Annotated in this window: 19 protein-coding genes and 1 tRNA gene; 12 read left to right on the top strand and 8 right to left on the bottom strand. The window is 67.4% G+C overall.

The features are described from left to right. Window positions 1-15 precede the first annotated feature (15 nt). The 3 genes from AC07OZ_RS20655 to AC07OZ_RS20645 form a co-directional block, all read right to left on the bottom strand. Window positions 16-1,131 carry a protein-glutamate methylesterase/protein-glutamine glutaminase gene (locus tag AC07OZ_RS20655; protein ID WP_495468954.1) on the bottom strand — a complete coding sequence of 372 codons (1,116 nt, stop codon included), beginning with the start codon at window positions 1,129-1,131 and terminating at the stop codon, window positions 16-18. A gap of 61 nt (window positions 1,132-1,192) precedes the next feature. Further along, the gene (cheD, locus tag AC07OZ_RS20650; RefSeq protein WP_495468953.1) at window positions 1,193-1,864 is read right to left on the bottom strand and encodes a chemoreceptor glutamine deamidase CheD; all 672 of its coding nucleotides are present in this window, start codon (window positions 1,862-1,864) and stop codon (window positions 1,193-1,195) included. A 57-nt stretch (window positions 1,865-1,921) separates the two neighbouring features. Continuing rightward, the gene (locus AC07OZ_RS20645; RefSeq protein ID WP_495468952.1) at window positions 1,922-2,791 is read right to left on the bottom strand and encodes a CheR family methyltransferase; all 870 of its coding nucleotides are present in this window, start codon (window positions 2,789-2,791) and stop codon (window positions 1,922-1,924) included. Between the two features lie 186 nt (window positions 2,792-2,977). Here AC07OZ_RS20645 and AC07OZ_RS20640 point away from each other — a divergent pair, with 186 nt between their 5' ends. The 4 genes from AC07OZ_RS20640 (at window position 2,978) to AC07OZ_RS20625 (ending at window position 5,514) form a co-directional block, all read left to right on the top strand. Beyond that, entirely contained in the window at window positions 2,978-3,697 is a 720-nt protein-coding gene (locus AC07OZ_RS20640) for a GGDEF domain-containing protein (RefSeq protein WP_377152982.1), read from the top strand. Beyond that, entirely contained in the window at window positions 3,694-4,506 is an 813-nt protein-coding gene (locus tag AC07OZ_RS20635; RefSeq protein WP_495468951.1) for a MinD/ParA family protein, read from the top strand. Before AC07OZ_RS20640 ends, AC07OZ_RS20635 begins: the two co-directional genes overlap by 4 nt. Window positions 4,507-4,536: 30 nt before the next feature. Further along, window positions 4,537-4,983: a group II truncated hemoglobin gene (locus tag AC07OZ_RS20630; protein ID WP_495468950.1), complete on the top strand. Its 447-nt coding sequence runs from the start codon at window positions 4,537-4,539 to the stop codon at window positions 4,981-4,983. A gap of 147 nt (window positions 4,984-5,130) precedes the next feature. Continuing rightward, a complete protein-coding gene (locus AC07OZ_RS20625) occupies window positions 5,131-5,514 on the top strand; it encodes a hypothetical protein (protein ID WP_377152997.1) in 384 nt (127 codons plus the stop codon). A gap of 111 nt (window positions 5,515-5,625) precedes the next feature. On the opposite strand, the gene AC07OZ_RS20620 is transcribed toward AC07OZ_RS20625, so the two are convergent. The 3 genes from AC07OZ_RS20620 to radC form a co-directional block, all read right to left on the bottom strand. Beyond that, the gene (locus tag AC07OZ_RS20620; RefSeq protein WP_495468949.1) at window positions 5,626-6,372 is read right to left on the bottom strand and encodes a hypothetical protein; all 747 of its coding nucleotides are present in this window, start codon (window positions 6,370-6,372) and stop codon (window positions 5,626-5,628) included. Window positions 6,373-6,459: 87 nt separating this feature from the next. Next, window positions 6,460-7,098, bottom strand: coding sequence for a Smr/MutS family protein (locus AC07OZ_RS20615; protein ID WP_495468948.1), 639 nt, complete (start codon window positions 7,096-7,098; stop codon window positions 6,460-6,462). Next, window positions 7,095-7,763 carry a RadC family protein gene (gene radC / locus AC07OZ_RS20610; protein WP_495468990.1) on the bottom strand — a complete coding sequence of 223 codons (669 nt, stop codon included), beginning with the start codon at window positions 7,761-7,763 and terminating at the stop codon, window positions 7,095-7,097. Before radC ends, AC07OZ_RS20615 begins: the two co-directional genes overlap by 4 nt. Before the next feature lie 127 nt (window positions 7,764-7,890). On the opposite strand from radC, the gene AC07OZ_RS20605 reads away from it, so the two are divergent. The 4 genes from AC07OZ_RS20605 to AC07OZ_RS20590 all read left to right on the top strand — a co-directional run bounded on the left by AC07OZ_RS20605 (window position 7,891) and on the right by AC07OZ_RS20590 (window position 10,971). Beyond that, window positions 7,891-8,337, top strand: a complete 447-nt coding sequence (locus AC07OZ_RS20605) for an FKBP-type peptidyl-prolyl cis-trans isomerase (protein WP_495468947.1) — start codon at window positions 7,891-7,893, stop codon at window positions 8,335-8,337. Window positions 8,338-8,345: 8 nt separating this feature from the next. Further along, window positions 8,346-9,317, top strand: a complete 972-nt coding sequence (ispH, locus tag AC07OZ_RS20600) for a 4-hydroxy-3-methylbut-2-enyl diphosphate reductase (RefSeq protein WP_495468946.1) — start codon at window positions 8,346-8,348, stop codon at window positions 9,315-9,317. 122 nt (window positions 9,318-9,439) lie between these two features. After that, a complete protein-coding gene (gene serS / locus AC07OZ_RS20595) occupies window positions 9,440-10,735 on the top strand; it encodes a serine--tRNA ligase (RefSeq protein ID WP_495468945.1) in 1,296 nt (431 codons plus the stop codon). 148 nt (window positions 10,736-10,883) lie between these two features. Continuing rightward, window positions 10,884-10,971: transfer RNA gene (locus AC07OZ_RS20590), tRNA-Ser, on the top strand. 156 nt (window positions 10,972-11,127) lie between these two features. On the opposite strand, the gene AC07OZ_RS20585 is transcribed toward AC07OZ_RS20590, so the two are convergent. Then, a complete protein-coding gene (locus AC07OZ_RS20585) occupies window positions 11,128-11,541 on the bottom strand; it encodes a response regulator transcription factor (RefSeq protein WP_495468944.1) in 414 nt (137 codons plus the stop codon). A 204-nt stretch (window positions 11,542-11,745) separates the two neighbouring features. Here AC07OZ_RS20585 and AC07OZ_RS20580 point away from each other — a divergent pair, with 204 nt between their 5' ends. Further along, window positions 11,746-12,555, top strand: coding sequence for a substrate-binding periplasmic protein (locus AC07OZ_RS20580; RefSeq protein ID WP_495468943.1), 810 nt, complete (start codon window positions 11,746-11,748; stop codon window positions 12,553-12,555). A gap of 30 nt (window positions 12,556-12,585) precedes the next feature. On the opposite strand, the gene AC07OZ_RS20575 is transcribed toward AC07OZ_RS20580, so the two are convergent. Next, on the bottom strand, window positions 12,586-13,398 hold the full coding sequence (locus tag AC07OZ_RS20575) for an AraC family transcriptional regulator (protein WP_495468942.1): 813 nt from the start codon (window positions 13,396-13,398) through the stop codon (window positions 12,586-12,588). A gap of 87 nt (window positions 13,399-13,485) precedes the next feature. Here AC07OZ_RS20575 and AC07OZ_RS20570 point away from each other — a divergent pair, with 87 nt between their 5' ends. From AC07OZ_RS20570 to AC07OZ_RS20560, 3 genes are all read left to right on the top strand, one after another. After that, entirely contained in the window at window positions 13,486-13,737 is a 252-nt protein-coding gene (locus tag AC07OZ_RS20570) for a hypothetical protein (RefSeq protein WP_495468941.1), read from the top strand. Between the two features lie 68 nt (window positions 13,738-13,805). Then, a complete protein-coding gene (locus AC07OZ_RS20565; RefSeq protein WP_495468940.1) occupies window positions 13,806-15,203 on the top strand; it encodes an FAD-containing oxidoreductase in 1,398 nt (465 codons plus the stop codon). Window positions 15,204-15,244: 41 nt separating this feature from the next. Then, window positions 15,245-16,123: a hypothetical protein gene (locus AC07OZ_RS20560; protein WP_495468939.1), complete on the top strand. Its 879-nt coding sequence runs from the start codon at window positions 15,245-15,247 to the stop codon at window positions 16,121-16,123. The last annotated feature ends 62 nt before the right edge of the window (window positions 16,124-16,185 follow it).

The following is a 16,185-nucleotide window of genomic DNA, read 5'->3' as shown; positions in this document are numbered from 1 at the left end:
CGGATCGGTCCGGGATCAGACCCGGTTCATCGACATGCCGGCCGTGCTGCGCAGGCGTTCGATCAGCCGCGTGGCGATCTGGTGCAGCGGCAGCACCTCGTCGGCGGCGCCGGCATTGATCGCCTCGCGCGGCATGCCGAAGACGACGCAGGTGGCCTCGTCCTGCACCAGGTTGTAGGCGCCCGCGTCCTTCATCGTCTTCATCGCCTTGGCGCCGTCGGCACCCATGCCCGTGAGCATGATGCCCAGCGCGTTCTGGCCCACCACGCGCGCGGCGGAATTGAACAGCACCTCCACCGACGGCTTGTGGCGGTTCACCGCCTCGCCGTCCTGCACGCGGGCGATGTAGTTGGCGCCCGAGCGTTCCACGCTGAAGTGCATGCCGCCCGGTGCGATATAGCCGTGGCCGGGCAGGATCCGCTCGCCGTCCTGCGCTTCCTTCACGCGGATCTTGCACAGGCCGTCCAGCCGTGCCGCGTAGCTGCGGGTGAAGCCCGCCGGCATGTGCTGCGTGATGCAGACCGCCGGGCAGTCGGCCGGCAGGTTGATCAGCACGTCCTTGGTCGCCTCGGTGCCGCCGGTCGATGCGCCGATGAAGATGATCTTCTCGGTCGACAGCCGGCCCAGGCTCGCGATCGGCGAGGCCGGCTTGAGCGGCGGCGTGGCGCCGCCGGTCGGCGCGGGCGCGCCCGGAGCGGCAGCCGGTCCCGGCGCGTGCAGGCGCCGGATCTGCGCCTTCGCGGCGATGCGGATCTTGTCCGTGATGTCCTGCGCCAGCGCGCGGATGCCGTCGGCCACGCCGATCTTGGGCTTGGCGACGAAGTCCACCGCGCCCAGTTCCAGCGCCTTCAGGGTGACTTCGGCGCCGCGCTCGGTCAGCGTCGACACCATCACGACCGGCATCGGCCGCAGGCGCATCAGGCGCTGCAGGAAGTCGAGGCCGTCCATCTTCGGCATCTCGACGTCGAGCGTGATCACGTCGGGGTTGAGGTTGCGGATCATCTCCCGCGCGACCAGCGGATCGCTGGCGGCCCCGATGCACTGCATGTCGGGTTGGCGGTTGATGATCTCGGTCAGGATGCTCCGCACCAGCGCGGAATCGTCGACGACGACGACGGTGGTCTTGGCCATTTCTTCTTACTCCTCGGTACTTCAGGGCTCAGTGCTGCCTCAGTGCTGCCTCAGTGTGGATTCAGAACAGGTCGATCGAACCGCCCGTGCTCGCCACCGGTTGCGCCTGCTGCGCCGCAGCCTTGTCCTGCTGCACCAGCGCGTCGGTGTTGGTCGGCGCCAGGCGCTTGACCATCGCCTTGCCGCTCTTGGGCAGGAAGCACACCTTGCGCGGGTACACGTCCATCACGTCCTTGGACACGATGGGGATGCGTTCGATCTTCAGGAAGTCGATGACGAAGTTGGTATTGCGCTCGCCGACGTTGATCGTGTTCATGCCGGCGATCACCGCGCCGCCGCCGAAGATCTTCGCTTCCATGCGGCTCTTGGACGCGCCGCGCTTCATCATCTCGTTGATCAGCAGTTCCATCGCGTACGAGCCGTAGCGGCCCGAGTCGCCGTGGCCCTCGGGCAGCATGAAGTGGTTCATGCCGCCGATCTGCGCGTGGCGGTCCCACAGACAGGCCGCGATGCATGAGCCCAGCGTGGTCATGACCAGCAGGTCGTCGTTGTCGACGAAGTACTCGCCGGGCAGCACCTTGACCGCGGCGTTCTTGAAGTGCGCTTCGTAGAAGAAGAACGACGCCTCGCCGTTCTTGCGCGTCACCGACTTGAGCTGGGCCACACGGGCCGCACCGGCGCTGGCCAGCGCCGCGCTTTGCTGCATCGCGGAGGAGGCTGAGGGCAGGGTCATGGGGTGGCTATGGATGAAGGTTCTTCGGATCGTCGTGCGGCGGATCGTTCGTGGCGATCAGCCGACGCGCTCATAGATCGTCTTGCCGCGCAGGCGGAAGAGATCGCGGGAGTCGGTGAAGTTCTCGGAATGCCCGACGAACAGCAGCCCGCCCGGACGCATCACCTTGTGGATGCGCTCCAGCACCTTGCGCTGCGTCGGGGCGTCGAAATAGATCATGACGTTGCGGCAGAACACGACGTGGAAGGGATCGCCCAGCGACCACGAGGCGTGCATCAGGTTCAGCGGGCGGAAGTCGATCATCTTCGCCAGTTCGGGCCGGACGCGGATGCGGCCCTCGTTGGCGCCGGTGCCACGCAGGAAGAACTGCTTGAGCCGCTGCGGCGACAGGCCGCGCGATTCCGCCGCGTAGACGCCCTTGCGCGCCGTGTTCAGCACGTTGGTGTCGATGTCGCTCGAGACGATCTGCACGCCGCTGTTCGCACCCAGCGACTCCTGGCAGGTCATCGCGATGGAGTAGGGCTCCTCGCCCGTCGAGGCCGCGCAGCACCAGATGCGGATCGGCTTGCCGGTCAGCGTCTTGAGGTCGTCGGTGAGCGACAGGAAGTGGTGATCCTCGCGGAAGAACGAGGTCAGGTTGGTGGTCAGGCAGTTCACGAACTCCTGCCACTCCTGGTCGCCTTGCGGACCGGTGACACCCTCCAGCCACTGGAGGTAGTCGGCGAAGCTCTTGTAGCCGGTGTCGCGCAGGCGGCGCGACAGCCGGCTGTAGACCATCGCATGCTTGCCGTCGTGCAGCGAGATGCCGGCGTGCTGGTAGATCAGCTGGCGGACGCGTTCGAAGTCGGCTTTGCTGAAGCTGAACTCATGATCGATCGCCTCCACTGGCGAGGGGGCCGCTGGCGGGGCCGGTTGACCTTGGCGCATGGGGCTGTTTGGTTTTCTTCGTAGAGGAGATGCCGTGGCACCGGATGATCACCATTGTCGACGGTAGCTAGTTTGATTGTGTTTGGTCCATTTGATGTGTGAAAGAGGTGGGGGGAACCCCTCTTTTCTGCGCGCTCATTTGAGGGGGAAGCCGCTAGACTGCCCCCGAAATTGCCTGATTCGACCTTGGACGCTCCGCAAAGTCTCATTGCAGCCCACAAGCTGCGCCTTGACCTGGCCCTGCAACTGCTGCAACAGGCCGGTGCGATGCTGCCCGACGCGGAGCCGTATTCGGAGCCGTGGCTGCAGGGGATCCTCGACGCCTTGTGCGATCTCTCCAGCAAGGATGCGTTGACCGGACTGGTCAATCGCCGTAGCTTCGAGATGGCGCTGGGCCGCGAGGTCGATCGCGTGGCGCGGTCGGGGGAACCGGCGCTGCTGCTGATGCTGGACATCGACCACTTCAAGGCGGTCAACGACCAGCATGGCCACGCGGCCGGCGACATGGTGATCCGGGCGGTCGCCCAGTCGATCGCGCAGACCGTGCGGCCGATGGACACGGTGGCACGGATCGGCGGCGAGGAATTCGCCATCATCCTGCCCAACTGCCCGACGTCGTTCGGGGTGACAGTCGCAGAACGCATCCGGCAGCGTGTGCAGGCGCTGGCCATCAGCGCGGGCGCAGGCCATGCGCCACTGACTTGCACGATCAGCATCGGCGGGGCGTTCGCCCCGCAGTGGGTGCGGTCGTCGACGCTGATCTGGACGGAACGGGCGGACCGTCAGCTGTACCGTGCCAAGGCCGAAGGCCGTAACCGCGCCTGCCTCGAGAGCCATGTGGACTCGCTGGTGAGCGCCGAGGAAAAGGGCATGTTGTTCGCCGTAACGCAACAGGATAGTGAATGAGCAATACAACAGCTCCTGCTGCATCGAATGCCCGCGGAGGCGCGCGCACCTTGGCCGTCACGAGCGGCAAGGGCGGCGTGGGCAAGACTTTCGTCACCGCCAATCTGGCGGCGGCCCTGGCCGCGCGCGGCGAGCGCGTGCTGGTGCTGGATGCCGACCTCGGCCTGGCCAACCTGGACGTGGTGCTGAACCTGCACCCCAAGCTCACGTTGCACGACGTCTTCACGGAACGCTGCACCCTGGAACAGGCGATCCTGCCCGCGCCGGGCGGCTTCCACGTGCTGCTGGCAGGCTCGGGCATGGTCGAGTACTCGCGGCTGACCCCCGACGTGCGCGACAAGCTGCTGCACATCCTGGAGGTCGTGCGGCCGCGTTTCGACTTCGTGCTGCTGGATACCGGCGCGGGCATCTCGGACGTTGTGCTGTTCTCGGTGTCGATGGCGCATGACGTGCTCGTCGTCGCGACTCCGGAGCCGACGTCGTTGACGGACGCGTACGCCACGATCAAGGTACTGGCGACGCAACAGGAGCGCCGTCTGGTGCGCCTGATCGTCAATCAAGCCAACCGGCCGGGCGAGGGCAAGCTGATCTGCGGCCAACTCCAACAGGTGCTGCAGCGTTTCGTCGGACTGACGCCGGGTCAGACCTTCAAGCTGGAGCTGCTCGGGGAGGTCAAGAACGATCCGATGGTCCGGCAGGCCGTGCTCAAGCGGCAACTGCTGCTGGAGCATTACCCCGGCTGCGACGCGGCGCAAGGAATCCGCGGGCTCGCGTCGAAGGTGCTGGAATACTCAGCGGGTCACGCCTGACCCTTCTTCCGCTCCTGGTTTCCATTCCTGATGACCGACTCCACCGATACCGGTGCTGCCGACGACACGGCGAGCTCCGAAGGCACCCCGACGGGGGCCGCTCCTGCCACTCCTTTCGAATGGGTCGGCGGCGAGGACGCCGTCCGGCGGCTGGTCGACCGCTTCTACGACCTGATGGACCTGGAACCGCGTTTCGCGCAGCTTCGGGCGATCCACCCGACGACGCTGGACGGCTCACGGGACAAGCTGTTCTGGTTCCTGTGCGGCTGGCTGGGCGGTCCGGATCATTTCGTCGAACGCTTCGGCCATCCGCGCCTGCGTGCCCGTCACATGCCCTATCGCATCGGCATTGCCGAGCGCGACCAGTGGATGCTCGCGATGACGCAGGCGATGGCCGAATGCGAACTGGACATCGAGCTGCAGCGGCGCTTGGCGGCGTCTTTCGCCAACACGGCGGACTGGATGCGCAACGTCTGAAGGCCTGGGGGCCTGGCCGGTCTTCGCCTGCAGTGCCCCGAAATGATGTAAACGACGCTTTCAGCGTGCATATCTGACACTGGCGCGTCTCGCGACGGGGGAGCGGTGGACACGGGGCGGCTGCCTTCGTCTACCGTCGCGACCATCATGTACACGCTGCTCCACGACGATGAGGTCGGCATCGAAGCCAATCCCGACCTGATGCATGTCCGGATCGACGACGGCCGTCTCTGGCTGTCCGACGACGCCCGGGAAGACATCGAGGTCTGCGCCGGCTACTGCCCGGACACCGACAGCCCCATCCAGATGCTGAACTTCCTGCGCGCTGCCTGCGTGCGGCTGCAGCATGTGGACATGGACGGCGAGGAGGCTGAACACGCCTTCATGTCGTTCTGCGTGCTCAAGGGTTTGGAGCACGCGATCGAGACCCACTGGCAAGGTGCCGAGTCGGTCGGCGAGTTCCGCCCCGAGCGGCTGCTGATGGCATTCACGACGCCCGTGTCTCCCTACGGCAGCCTCATGCTGCACTGAAGCCGTCGCCCGAGAGGGCGAAGCGCCCAAGGCGCGAAGAAAAAACGCCGGCCACGCGATGCGCGTGCCGGCGTTTTTGTCATTTCGGCCTCTGGGCGAGCCGACCTAGCGTCAGTCCATCCGGAAGGCGAAGTCCTGCTGGAAGCGATGTTCGCCCGGGCAGACGTAGCGCGACTTCAGCGTGCCCTCGATGGCGTTGGAGAACGCGCGGCGAGTGCGGACATCCATCGAACCACCAAGGGTCTGGATCTGCACCGCGACGACGTGGCCCCCCTGAACGTCGGCCACGGCGCGGAACAGCGCCTCGCCGCTCCAGTTCACGGCGGGCATCTCCGGCGCGGCCATCTGCGTGCAGATCGCACCAGGCTGCTGGATGGTGGTCGTCGGCGGGGTCGTCTTGGGGGCCAGGTCTTGCTTCGCCCCGCCTTCCGTCACCAGAAAGGGTTCGTTCTTTCTGCCATCGGAGATCCCCACCGTGGCGATGACCGGCTCCTTCGTCTGGGTGATTTCCACGGGAGGAATCGGGACCTCGACCATCCGCGGCATCGGAATCGCCGGCTCGGGGATGCGTAGCGGCTCGACAGGCTTGGGCTTGTTGTCGGGCTCGTCGATCGTCTTGACCGTGATGAGCGGGGGCGCCTCGACGGCGTGGCGTTGGAAGCCCTTGACCAGGGCGCCCACCATCAGCAAGTGGACGAGGCCGACCATGACGAGCCCGGTGGTGCGGGCGTTCGGAGCGTGCATCGACATGCGTGTTCCCTCCCCATCGAAACGATGGCTGCGTGGTTGCGAAGAATCAATTTGTTGAGAACGGTTCTCGACTACGCCGGCATGTCCGCAGACTAGCCATGCGGCCACGGCGATGCAATCACGTGTTCCGGAAAACAACGCGCTTCGGGGGAGGGGAAAGCCCGTGTGGGCGAGGAGAGGGGAGGGCAGCGACGCTCAGCAGTTGAGCAGGACCATCAATGCGCCGCTGCCCCCGTCGCTGGCGCGAGCCTGGACGAAGGCCAGGACTTCCTGCTTCTGCACCAGCCAGCGACGCACGCGGGCCTTCAGCACCGGCTCGCGACCGGGCGAGCCGTTGCCTTTGCCGTGGACCACGCGCACGCAGCGCAGGCCGCGCCGGGCGCTGTCGTGGATGAAGTGGCCCAAGGCCTCGCGCGCCTGGTCGCGGCGCAGGCCGTGCAGGTCGATCTGCGCCTGCAGCGACCAGTGGCCGCGTCTGAGCTTGCGCACCGATTCGGCCGAGATCTCCGGTCGGCGGAAGGACAGCGTCTCGTCTGTCTCCAACAACGAATCGACGTCGAAATCGTCAGACAGCGCCTGCTTCCAGGCCATCTGCTCGTCGAGCTCGCGCTGGCGTGGCTCCGGCTCAGGTCTGCCAAGGTTCAGGATCACGCGGTTGGTTTCGGGCAGCGGCACGACCACGCCGACCGTGCGCTCGAAGATGCGGGCCTCTTCCTCGCGGAGTCTGGCAAGCGCGGCCTCGCGCTCACGGCGCTCTTCCTCCGCACGTTGGCGGAGCTTCAGTTCTCTATGCAGCGTCTGCAGGTCTTGCAGGCTGCGCAGTCGGTCGGTCACAGCAGGCCCAGTTCGCTCATGGATGCAGGCTGGCCCGCGCCGACGATGAAGTGGTCCAGGACCTTCACGTCGACCAGTGCCAGAGACTCGATCATCGCTCGGGTCAGTTGGACGTCCTGCGGCGACGGATCGGTGCGGCCCGAGGGGTGGTTGTGCACCAGGATCACCGCGGCAGCATTCACGGCCAGCGCGTGCTTCACCACATCTCGGGGGTACACCATGGTATGGGAAAGGGTGCCGTAGAACAGCGTCTCCAGGGCGATCAGCCGATGCTGGGTGTCCAGGAACATCACCGCGAAGCATTCGGCGCGCTTGTCGTCGAACTCGAGCCGGAGGTAATCGCAGACGGCCTCGGAGGACTCGAAGACCGGCCCGTCGGAGAGTGCGTCGCGGAAGGTGCGCCGGGCGACCTCCAGCACGGCCAGCAGGGCGGTGCGCTTGGCAGGCCCCAAGCCCTTGACCCCCGCGAGCGAAGAGGCCGGGTCGCGCAGCAGACCCCGAAAGCCGCCGCAGCGGTCCAGCACCTCGCGTGCGAGGCTCAAGACCGGACGGCCGGGGAGCCCGGTGCGAAGCAGGATGGCCAGCAGCTCAGCGTCGGACAGGGCCGACGCGCCCCGCGCCAGCAGCTTTTCACGGGGACGGGCCTCCGCTGGCAGCGCGGCCATGACCGACGGAACGGACGGCCTGGACGGGACGATCGGGGCGGCAACAACGGTCATGAGAGTGCTCGGAGGGAGGAACGTGGCGCTCCAGCCTAAAATCACGCTTCGATTCCCAAAATCCCCCTGACTAGTGACCCTCGTTCAACCAGGATCCTTCCTGACCCTGCATTACCGGCTGAGCGGGCCGGATGGCCAGGACCTGATCAACACCTTCGCCGACAAGCTGCCGGCCACGCTGACGCTGGGTGCCGGCGAGCTGGCGCCTGCGATCGAGGCGCGCCTGGTCGGCTTGGCCGAAGGCACGCACATCCGCGTCGAACTGGCGCCGGGCGAAGCCTTCGGCGAGCGCAACCCCGAGCTGCTGCAGCGCGTGAAGCGCGCGCTGATGCGCCAGCTGGGCGACCCGGACGAGGAATACCACGTCGGCGACGTCGTGCAGTTCCCGACGCCGGACGGCCAGGGCCAGTACGCGGGCGTGGTGCGTGAACTGGGCGAGGACTGGTTGCTGTTCGACTTCAATCACCCGTTGGCGGGACAGCCCGTCAGCTTCGAGGTGCAGCTGATCGGGGTGCTGTGATGACGGCCATGGACGTGAACATGAAGGACATCGTGCTGGCCGAGCCGCGCGGCTTCTGCGCCGGCGTGGACCGCGCGATCGAGATCGTCGAGCGCGCGCTGAAGAAGTTCGGCGCGCCGATCTACGTGCGGCACGAGATCGTGCACAACACCTACGTCGTCAACGACCTGAAGGCCAAGGGTGCGATCTTCATCGAGGATCTGGCCGAGGTGCCGCCCGGCGCGACGCTGGTGTTCTCGGCCCACGGCGTGAGCCAGGCGGTGCGCAGGGAAGCCCAGGCGCGCGGCTTCCAGGTCTTCGACGCGACCTGCCCGCTGGTGACGAAGGTCCACGTCGAGGTCGCCAAGCTGCACCGCGAGGGCTACGAGTTCATCATGATCGGCCACAAGGGGCACCCCGAGGTCGAGGGCACGATGGGCCAGCTCAGCGACGGGATCTACCTCGTCGAAGAGGTCTCGGACGTGCCGCACGTGCGGGTCAAGGATCCGAGCCGGCTGGCGGTCGTCACCCAGACGACGCTGAGCGTCGACGACGCGGCCGAGATCCTGCGCGCCGTGAAGCAGCATTTCCCCGAGGTCCGCGAGCCGAAGAAGCAGGACATCTGCTACGCCACGCAGAACCGGCAGGACGCCGTGAAGGTGATGGCACCGCAGGTGGATGTCGTGGTGGTGGTCGGCAGCCCGACGAGTTCCAACAGCAACCGCCTGCGCGAGCTGGCCGAGCGCCTGGGCACGCCGGCCTACATGGTCGACGCCGCCGAGGACGTCCGGGCCGAATGGCTGGACGGTCGCTCGAAGGTGGGCCTCACGGCGGGGGCCTCGGCGCCGGACGTGCTGGTGCAGGCCGTGATCGCGCGTCTGCGCGAACTGGGTGCGACGACGGTGCGCACGCTGCCGGGCGTCGAGGAGCACGTGCGCTTCCCTCTGCCGATGGGCCTGGGCGACAAGTCGATGGCCGAGGTCACCAGCGGCCGATCTTGATCGTTGCGGCCACCCTCTTCGGAGGGCGGCCCGCCGAGCTCCCGCTGATCGACATCCCCCCATGCCATCGCCGACGCCCCCTTACAGGGCCGCCGTCGGCGCAGAACACGAAAGACATCACCATGCTGGACATCACCCTGCTGCGCAAGGATCTGGACGCCGTCATCGAGCGCCTCCAACAGCGCAAGAACCCCCAACCGTTCCTGGACGTCGAGCGTTTCAAGACGCTGGAAACCGATCGCAAGCAGGTGCAGATCCGCACCGAGGAACTGCAGGCCAAGCGCAATCAGCTGTCCAAGCAGGTCGGCATGCTGAAGGGCAAGGGCGAGGACGCCAGCGCCGTGATGGCCGAGGTGGCCGGCATCGCCGACGAACTGAAGGCCGGCGCCGAGAAGCTGGACCTGATCCAGGTCGAGCTCAACGCGATGCTGATGAGCGTCCCCAACCTGCCTGATACCAGCGTCCCGGCCGGCGCGGACGAGACCGGCAACGTCGAGGTGCGCCGCTGGGGCCAGCCGCGCGAGTTCGACTTCGCCGTCAAGGATCACGTCGACCTCGGCGCTCCGCTGGGCCTGGACTTCGAGCTCGGCGCCAAGTTGTCGGGTTCGCGCTTCGCCTTCCTGAAGGGCCCGGTGGCGCGCCTGCACCGCGCGCTTGCTCAGTTCATGCTCGACATGCAGACGCAGGAGCATGGCTACACCGAGTGCTACACGCCCTACATCGTCAATCGCGAGATCCTCGAGGGCACCGGTCAATTGCCCAAGTTCAAGGAAGACATGTTCTGGGTCCTGCGCGGCGGTGACGACGAACAGAGCGAGCAGTACCTGATCTCGACCTCGGAGATCTCGCTGACGAACTCGGTGCGCGAGAGCGTCCTGACGGTCGACGAACTGCCGGTCAAGCTGACGGCGCACAGCCCATGCTTCCGCTCGGAAGCTGGCTCGGCCGGTCGCGACACGCGCGGCATGATCCGCCAGCACCAGTTCGACAAGGTCGAGATGGTCCGCATCGAGCAGCCCGAGCACAGCATGGCTGCGCTCGAAGAAATGACCGCCCACGCGGAAGCTGTGCTGCAGAGGCTCGGCCTGCCGTATCGCACCGTGCTGCTGTGCGCCGGCGACATGGGCTTCGGCTCGGTCAAGACGTATGACCTGGAGGTGTGGCTCCCGGCGCAGAACACCTATCGCGAGATCAGTTCGTGCTCGAACATGGGTGCGTTCCAGGCTCGCCGCATGCAGGCGCGTTTCAAGACCGCGCAGGGCAAGAACGAGCTCGTGCATACGCTGAATGGCTCGGGCCTGGCCGTGGGCCGGACGCTGGTCGCGGTGCTGGAGAACTACCAGCAGGCCGACGGCAGCATCACGGTGCCGGAAGCGCTGCGTCCGTACCTCGGCGGCAAGGATGTGCTGAAAGCCTGAGAGGCCGGCAAAGGTGGGCGGGGTGGCGGCTGAGAGTCGCCGCCGACGCGGCTTTCGCACAAACTCACGCGGGTTCTTGCCAAGCCCTCGAAAACCTCGCTATACTCTTAGGCTTAGTCGCTAACAACCACAGCGATCACCGAATTCCGGAGAGGTGGCAGAGTGGTTGAATGTACCTGACTCGAAATCAGGCGGACGGAAACGTCTCGGGGGTTCGAATCCCCCCCTCTCCTCCAAAACAGCTTGCTGAATCAAGTACTTGGCAAGCACTTAGAAAACCCGCCTCGAGCGGGTTTTCTTTTGTCCGCGTGATTTGACCGGAGTTTCCGCAACTCCCTGTCGTCGTGCGCCGGAACCCGCTCCCCAATCCGCCAGCCGCGGCGAATGCGGTCTCAGCGCATATGCAGCGAACTCAAGCTCATGGGTTGGCTCGCCGCCAGTCGCGGGGCTTCGGCCAGGACATTCAGGTCGGCGAGGAACTGCTCGAACTCGCGCCCCTTGTCGTAGAAGGCGTTGGCGCCGTTGCGCACGCACAGCGGGCCGTAGATCTCCGACTCACGGTTGCTGAGGACCAGGATCGTCCCGCCGAAGCCGGCCAGGCGAAGTTTGCGCAGCACCGCCAGCCCGGAGCCTGACGCCAGCGTCAGGTCCAGCACGACGACGTGCGGGCGCGTCAACCCGACGGTGCACAGCGCCTCGGCTTCAGTGGCGGCAAGGCCGACCACCGAGAGGAAGGGCTGTTCCTTCAGGGCCGCCAGCAGATGCTTGCGGACCAGCGGGGAGTCTTCGACGAGAACGACTTTCATGTATCAATTTTGCGCTTTTTGAATTGACAAAATCATGTGGAAAACCGTGAGGTTGCGGTACCACGTGACTTTCTCCGGACGTCGGCGTCCACCAGCCCTCATCCAGGGGGCGTCGCCGGCGCGCTGGTCTCGACGCCTTGTGGCGTCGTGGAGCGAGGCGCACACTGGACCGTCCCCCCCACCGTGATGGCTCTCAAAGAGGCAATGAATCCATCCGGCCTGTTCGCCGATCGAGGGCCCCGTCGCCGCATCGTCGTGGGCGGCGTGGCGCTCGCCTTGGGGGCCTCCGTGTGGGGAGGTCCCCGGCCCCGCGCGCTACGCGCGTTGGTGGAGTCCTGGCCGCCCTATCTGGTGCCCGGCGCCGACGGCACTGTGGCCGGCCTCGACGCGGAGCTGCTCCAGGCCATCTGCACGCAGGCGGGGTTCGAACTCAGCTGGATCCGCGGGTCGGCCCAATGGCGCAAGCGGCGCTTCCGGGAGTTGTTGAACGACCAGTTCGACGTCATCTTCTCGGCGACGCCGGTGCCCGGTCGTGAGCGGACCGTCATGTACAGCCGGTCCTATCGGAACGAGAGCTTCATGGTGGCCGCCGCAGACCGTCGCGATCCCCGGCTCGACGGCCTGCAGACCTTCGAGCAGGTCCTGCAGCGGCGCATCCCGTTGCTGCACGTCGATGCGCTCGGCCTCGGCGCCGACTTCGAGGCGTGGCGTCCGCGTCTGGCCGGCGCGGGCCTGCTGCTCCCTTATCAGACCACGCGCCAGGGCGTCGACATGCTGCGGCTCGGTCGCGCGTCCTTGATCCTCGGCGATGACCTCGACGTCCAGGCGCAGGCGCGCGCGTCGGGCGTGCGGCTGCTGCGGCAGTCCTTCGGTCACAGCGTGCAGCCCGTGTGCCTGATGCTGAGCCGCCGCCGGCTCGACGAGCGTGATCTCGCGCGCATCGACCAGGCGATCCAGGTGCTGGAGCAACGCGGCGCGTTGGCCGCGATCAGGCGACGCCACGGCGCGACCTGATCGGACGTGGGACGGACGGTCTCTGCTGTCTCAGCCGGCTGACCCGGCGGCGCCGTACCTGCCTGGCGTCACGCCGAAGGTCCGTTTGAACAGCGCGATGAAGGCGCTCACGTTGTCGTAGCCCAGCGCCAGCGCGATCGTCGTCACCGGCTTGCCTGCGGCGAGCAGCTCCAACCCGCGCAGGAGCCGCACGCGCTGGCGCCATTCGGTGAAGCTGAAGCCGGTCTCCTCGGTGAAGCGGCGCGTCAGCGTGCGCGGTGCGACGCCGGCCCAGTCCGCCCACTCGTCGAGCCGGCGTTCGTCGTCGGGCCGGGCGGACAGGGCACGGGCGATCTTGAGCAGCCGCGGGTCCGAAGGCATCGACAACCCGAGCGCGACCGGCGCCGCCGCCGCGATCTCATCGAGGATCACGCCCGCCAGCCTGGTCTGCGCCGCGTCGAGCGCGGTGGCGGTCTCCGGCCACATCGCCGCCCGCGCCACGGCTTCGCGCAGCAGACCGGACACCGCCACGATCCGTGGCGACGCTGGCAGCGCCTCGCAGCCCTCGGGGCTGACATAGACGCTCCAGCCGGCGAACGGCCCGTGACAGCGCAGGCCGTGCGGAACGTCCGGCGGGATCCACAGCGCATGCGTGGCAGGCACGACCCAGCGGCCGTCGCTGACGTCGACGGTCAGAAGGCCCTGGAGGGCGCCGAGCATCTGCCCGCTCGCATGCCGGTGGCGACGTGTGGAACGCCCGTCGGCGGAGGTCTGTTCGACGGCGCGCAGCAGCAGCGTCTCCGCATGGGCGGCGCTCTCGAAGGACTTCGATCCTCGCGGCACGGTGGTTCGTCGTGGCGTCATCGGACCATCTTATGTCCTGAATGCCGTACCCAGGCCAGAACGGGCTGTCTACGATGCGTCCATCCATTCACCACCAGGAGCAGACGCATGAAAGCCCAAGACATGTTGCCCGACGGGCAGAACCAGATCGAACGCAACGGCACGGTGATCCGCAAGGGCACCGTCGGGGCGTTCCTCGTCAACGTGAAGATGTGGAGCGATGCGGCGGCGGAAGCCGCTCAACGCGCCGACGCGGAGCGCGACATCGTGGAAGCGCTGCCCGCGCTGCGCGAGCTCGGACTGTTCGACGTCCTCGATGTGCGCGACGGCCGGCTGCGCGCCTTGATCGACGCGCATTGATCGAGGTGCATTGACGCGCCGCCCGACGGTGGCAGACTCCGCGACGATCCCTCTCCAGGAGCGTTGCCGTGAGCGAATCCCTCGAGTCTTCCGACTCTTTCGACGCCATCGTCATCGGGGCCGGCCAGGCCGGCCCCGCGCTGGCCGAGCGCATGTCCCAGGCCGGCTGGCGGGTCGCCGTCATCGAGCGCTCGCGTGTCGGCGGCACCTGCGTCAACACGGGCTGCATCCCGACCAAGGCGATGGTCGCGAGCGCCCATGCCGCCTGGGTCGTCCGCGAAGCCGCGCGCTGGGGCGTGCGGGCGCCGGAGCAGGTCGGCGTCGACCTGCCCGCGGTCATCGCGCGCAAGGAGCGCATCTCCGGCCAGTCGCGGACGAACGTCGAGAAGTGGCTGCGGGGCATGGCCCAGGTCGAGCTCATCATGGGCCACGCGCGCTTCGAGGACCCTCACACCGTCGACGTCGATGGGCGCCGCCTGCGCGCCGACCGCTTCTTCATCAACGTCGGTGGTCGCCCCGCGCAGCCTGGCGTCGAGGGCCTGGACAGCGTGCCCTGGCTGAGCAACGCATCGATCATGAAGCTCGAACAACTGCCGCGGCACCTGGTCGTCGTCGGCGGCAGCTACATCGGGCTGGAGTTCGCGCAGATGTTCCGTCGCTTCGGATCCGAGGTGACCGTCGTGCAGCGGGGGCCGCGGCTCGTGCCGCGCGAGGACGCCGATGTCTCCGAGGCCCTGCGCGAGATCATCGAGCGCGAAGGCCTGACCATCCGCACCGGCGCCGAATGCGTGAAGCTGGCACCGGCGGAGGAGGGCGTGGCCGTGCAGGTGAACTGCCAGACCGGTGAGCCCGAGGTGCGCGGCAGCCACGTGCTGATCGCCACCGGCCGCAAGCCCAACACCGACGACCTGGGCCTGGACCGCGCCGGCGTGCGCGTGGACGAGCGCGGCAACATCGTCGTGGACGATCAGCTGCGCAGCAGCGTGCCGCACATCTGGGCGCTCGGCGACTGCAACGGCCGCGGCGCGTTCACGCACACCTCGTGGAACGACTTCGAGGTCACCGCGGCGAATCTCTTCGACGGCGCGGATCGCGGCGTCGGCGATCGCGTCGTGACCTACGCGCTGTACACCGATCCGCCGCTGGCGCGCATCGGCCTCGGCGAGCAGGAGGTGCGCGCGAGCGGCCGTCCCGCGCTGATCGGCACGCGGCCGATGGCGCGTGTCGGCCGAGCCATCGAGAAGGGCGAGACCGAGGGCTTCATCAAGATCCTCGTCGACGCGGCGTCGAAGGCGATCCTCGGTGCCATGGTGCTGGGCGTCGATGGTGACGAAGCGGTGCAATCGCTGCTCGACGTCATCGCGTCGAAGCGGCCGTACACCGACATCACCGCCGGCGGCGTGCGCATCCACCCGACGGTGAGCGAACTCCTGCCGACGGTGCTGCAGTCGCTGAAGCCGCTATGAGTCGCTGTTGAGGCCTCTTGGAGTGCCTTGGCACGGCGGGTATGGCCCTTGCCATGCGTGCTTGCCGCACGCTGCGGTTCAAGAGGCACGCGATGGACCGCCCTGCACAACGACGCCCCGGCGCGACGCCGACGCTTTCCGCCGTGACGACGGGGAACCCCGCGCCTTCGCTGCATGTCGTCGAGATCGTCGGTGCCGTGCCGTCGGACGAAGCATCGGACGAGGCGTGTCCGCTCGCCACCGCATCGGATCGGCTCGGCGCCACGCGGTTGGTGGAGCGACTCGTGGCACGGCACGGTGGTAGCGGCAAGGTGCGGTTCACGGTCGTCTGTCCCGCCGACGGACCGTACGCGGAACGGTTGCGCGAACTCGGCGCCGACATCGTGATCGTCGCCATGCCCGACGACCCGCCGTGGCACGCGATCCAAGTACTGATCGGGCTCATCCGCAACAAGCAGGCCGCGGTCCTGCATGCGCATCTGCCGAATGCGCATCGCCTCGCGGGCTTGGCCGGCGGCATCACACGCACGCCGGTGCTCGCCACGGTGCAGGGCGCTCAACTGGACATGCCCGATCTGGAAGTGCACCGGCTGATCGCGAGCCAGCTCAGCGTCGTCACCGAGGCGAGTTATTTCCACGCGCTGGGCCTGGGCCTTTCTCCGGACCGCATCAGCCTCGACGCCTTTGACGCGGAGGCCGATGACGAGGCGGCGGACGACAGCCTCGATGCCATCGGACAGCGGCTGCGGGTGCTCGCCGCGCCGGTGGAATCCCGCGGCGCGGCACAAGCCCGCGCGTTGGCTCAACCGCTCGCGCAGGAGGTCGTCGCGCCGATCACCGTCGCCGCGCCGGTCGCGATCCGCGCCGTGCTCGATGAACTGGAGCCGTCGCCCGCGCAGACCGCGACGTTCAAGGGGTGATCGGGAAGGGACGCGGGCATCGGGCTTGCCAGTCTTTCCTTGCAAGGGTGCTGCGATGGTTC

Source organism: Roseateles sp. GW821-FHT09G03 (assembly GCF_059416045.1).
Note: the sequence above shows the minus strand (reverse complement) of the source record. Positions and strands in the feature narration are given on the sequence as shown.

Excerpts from the sequence above, each read along its gene's own strand:
- AC07OZ_RS20585 (WP_495468944.1), bottom strand. The coding sequence starts at position 11,541 with ATGAAAGTCGTTCTCGTCGAAGACTCCCCGCTGGTCCGCAAGCATCTG.
- AC07OZ_RS20630 (WP_495468950.1), top strand. The coding sequence starts at position 4,537 with ATGACCGACTCCACCGATACCGGTGCTGCCGACGACACGGCGAGCTCC.
- AC07OZ_RS20570 (WP_495468941.1), top strand. The coding sequence starts at position 13,486 with ATGAAAGCCCAAGACATGTTGCCCGACGGGCAGAACCAGATCGAACGC.
- AC07OZ_RS20625 (WP_377152997.1), top strand. The coding sequence starts at position 5,131 with ATGTACACGCTGCTCCACGACGATGAGGTCGGCATCGAAGCCAATCCC.
- AC07OZ_RS20655 (WP_495468954.1), bottom strand. The coding sequence starts at position 1,131 with ATGGCCAAGACCACCGTCGTCGTCGTCGACGATTCCGCGCTGGTGCGG.
- AC07OZ_RS20635 (WP_495468951.1), top strand. The coding sequence starts at position 3,694 with ATGAGCAATACAACAGCTCCTGCTGCATCGAATGCCCGCGGAGGCGCG.
- AC07OZ_RS20645 (WP_495468952.1), bottom strand. The coding sequence starts at position 2,791 with ATGCGCCAAGGTCAACCGGCCCCGCCAGCGGCCCCCTCGCCAGTGGAG.
- ispH (WP_495468946.1), top strand. The coding sequence starts at position 8,346 with ATGGACGTGAACATGAAGGACATCGTGCTGGCCGAGCCGCGCGGCTTC.
- serS (WP_495468945.1), top strand. The coding sequence starts at position 9,440 with ATGCTGGACATCACCCTGCTGCGCAAGGATCTGGACGCCGTCATCGAG.
- radC (WP_495468990.1), bottom strand. The coding sequence starts at position 7,763 with ATGGCCGCGCTGCCAGCGGAGGCCCGTCCCCGTGAAAAGCTGCTGGCG.
- AC07OZ_RS20580 (WP_495468943.1), top strand. The coding sequence starts at position 11,746 with ATGAATCCATCCGGCCTGTTCGCCGATCGAGGGCCCCGTCGCCGCATC.
- cheD (WP_495468953.1), bottom strand. The coding sequence starts at position 1,864 with ATGACCCTGCCCTCAGCCTCCTCCGCGATGCAGCAAAGCGCGGCGCTG.
- AC07OZ_RS20575 (WP_495468942.1), bottom strand. The coding sequence starts at position 13,398 with ATGACGCCACGACGAACCACCGTGCCGCGAGGATCGAAGTCCTTCGAG.
- AC07OZ_RS20560 (WP_495468939.1), top strand. The coding sequence starts at position 15,245 with ATGGCCCTTGCCATGCGTGCTTGCCGCACGCTGCGGTTCAAGAGGCAC.